The following is a 1765-nucleotide window of genomic DNA, read 5'->3' on the forward strand; positions in this document are numbered from 1 at the left end:
ACCTTAGTTCCCACCAAAAATTATACCTACACAATTTTCCTGGTTAAAATAACAGCAATTTAGGCTTTTTGCTGCAAAATCTTATAGAATGCACTTGCTTTCCTCCCCGCTTGTAGGTATAATTAAGTATACCTACAAGCGGGGAGGAAAGGGGTCTATGACTTCTATCATTAGACAAAGGGTCGGGGATAAGATTTATCTTTATGAGTCGGTTTCCTTTCGGAATGCTGATGGCAAACCCAGAAACAAACGGGTCCCAATAGGTAAAATCGATCCCAAAACCGGAAATCCGCTGTATAAGCCTGAGTATTTGGAGCGTATGGCTGAAAAAGGAACTCCTATTGAGATACCAGCAACTAGCTTGACATTCTGTATCGAGGACATAAAACGTTCATCCATTAGGGACTATGGAGCCTTCTATCTCTTTAAGAGTATCGCAGAGAGTAGCGGACTGCTTGGTGTGTTGCAGGATTCATTGCCTAACTCGAACGAGGTATTTAACCTGGCCTGTTACCTCATTTCCTCTGGCGATCCTTTCCTCTATTGTGAGGAGTGGATTAATAGTACCGAATGCCTTCCGGTCGGCAGATTGTCGTCTCAACGCATCAGCGAGTTGTTGATATCCATAAGCCCGGACTCAAGGGAACGGTTTTACCAGGCATGGTGTCAGTACCGGAGCGAACAGGAATACCTTGCCCTTGACATTACCTCTATATCCTCCTACTCTAACCTGATTGAAGACGTTGAGTGGGGCTACAACCGGGATAAAGAAGCCCTTCCTCAAATCAATCTTTGCATGCTGATGGGAGAAAAATCGGGTCTACCCATTTATCAGACCGCCTACGGCGGCAGTCTCAAGGACGTTACAACCCTGAAAACCACGTTGTCCAAAATGAATGTATTATCGAAAGGTAAATCCACACTGATTGTTATGGACAAGGGCTTCTTCAGCACTAAAAATGTAAATGCCATGTTAAACGATGCGGCTAAATTACGCTTTGTAATCTCGGTTCCTTTTACCTCCAGCTTTGCGAAAAAGCAGGTTGAAAGTGAACGCAAGGATATTGACAGCCTCCAAAACACGATTGTTTCAGGGGATGATTCCGTGCGCGGGGTCACCAAACTTAGAGCCTGGAACAAGGATCACAAGATTTACACGCATGTTTACTTCAATGCACTGAAAGCAATGAAGCTTCGCGAGAACCTTTATGCCCATGTCACCCTTCTTAAAGAACGAGCGGAGGCTCATCCTACCGAGCATCTGCAGGATGAGGAGTACAGCAAATACCTGCATATCCGAAACTCAGAGAAATCTCCATCAGGTTTCACCATCAGTATTAAAGAAGATGCAAGCAAAAAGGAACTGGAAACAGCCGGTTGGATGGTACTCATAACGAATGATGTGGCCGATGCCAAAGAAGCACTTCGAATATATCGAGACAAAGATGTCGTAGAAAAAGGTTTCCTCCGCTTAAAAAACAGCCTGGACCTTGGGCGGCTAAGAGTACATAGGGAAGACACTATGCAAAACAAACTCTTCGTCGGGTTCATCTCACTCATACTTGCATCTCATATCCATAAGGTCATGTTGGAAAAAGATCTTTATAAAAAGTTGACCATGAAGAAGCTGTTGATGACCTTGTCTAAACTGCGTGTGCAAGTAGTGAATGGAACCCGGATTCTATTTCCACTAACCAAAGATCAAAAGGTTATCTATAAGGCATTTAAGATCAATGAACCTGTGTAGGTATAATTCTTGACGGGA

General features: G+C 43.7%; 1 protein-coding gene. It reads left to right on the top strand.

Annotation, left to right across the window (positions count from 1 at the left end; all coding sequences use genetic code 11):
* The first annotated feature begins 157 nt into the window (after positions 1-157).
* Positions 158-1747 (top strand): IS1634 family transposase, encoded by a 1590-nt coding sequence (locus AB1401_15200; protein MEW6616798.1) that lies wholly within the window; start codon positions 158-160, stop codon positions 1745-1747.
* Positions 1748-1765 lie beyond the last annotated feature (18 nt).

This window comes from Thermodesulfobacteriota bacterium, from assembly GCA_040757775.1.
Classification (GTDB): domain Bacteria; phylum Desulfobacterota; class UBA8473; order UBA8473; family UBA8473; genus UBA8473.